Annotated in this window: 1 protein-coding gene; it reads right to left on the reverse strand. The window is 69.9% G+C overall.

From position 1 onward, the window contains the following. Nucleotides 1–266: ROK family protein (locus SB754_RS20740; RefSeq protein ID WP_410784241.1), on the reverse strand; the 266-nt coding region annotated here is incomplete at both ends.

Genomic DNA, 266 nt, shown 5'->3' on the forward strand with positions numbered 1-266 from the left:
GGTGTGGGGGCGGGCCACGATGTCGCAGCGTGCTGCGGCGCCGAAGGCATGATCGTCGATCGCGCGGCGCAGGGAGCGCTCGAAGAGATCGAAATTGGCGACCGCCTCGCCTCCGATGATGACGAGTTCCGGACCGACGATGTTGATGAGCGTCGCGATGGCCGTGCCGATCGCGCTTCCCGCCTCGGTGAACGCCTCGACGGCCGACGGATGGCCCTCGTGAGCGAGCCGCACGGCCTCGCCGATCGAGACCTCGCGGCCGTGGG

The sequence above is a fragment of the Leifsonia sp. SIMBA_070 genome (genome assembly GCF_046534635.1).
In the GTDB taxonomy this organism is placed as follows: domain Bacteria; phylum Actinomycetota; class Actinomycetes; order Actinomycetales; family Microbacteriaceae; genus Leifsonia.